We start from the raw sequence: 237 nt of genomic DNA on the forward strand, positions 1-237 counted from the left end.
GGTGGATGCGGACAACGTGCTGGTGTCGATCACTCCGTTCTCCGACAAGCCGGTGACCAGCACGATCGAGCGCCTGGATACGAGCAACGGTCGCCGGGTGAGCCTGGGACGCTCGCCGGTGACGCGGGCGGGCTTCCTGGCCGACAACCATGGCCAGGTCCGGTTCTCCGCCGGTGCCGACTCGGACAATGCGATAAAGCTCTACTACCGGGGCGCGCGGGGCGAGGACTGGCGACT

The 237-nt window shown here is 67.5% G+C and carries 1 protein-coding gene; it reads left to right on the forward strand.

Going from position 1 to position 237, the window contains the following annotated elements; genetic code table 11:
* Positions 1-16 precede the first annotated feature (16 nt).
* A partial coding sequence (locus SB660_RS23730) for a hypothetical protein (protein WP_410585055.1) occupies positions 17-237 on the forward strand: 221 nt, incomplete at its 3' end.

This window comes from Bacillus sp. SIMBA_005, assembly GCF_046535585.1.
Taxonomy (GTDB): domain Bacteria; phylum Bacillota; class Bacilli; order Bacillales; family Bacillaceae; genus Bacillus; species Bacillus pumilus.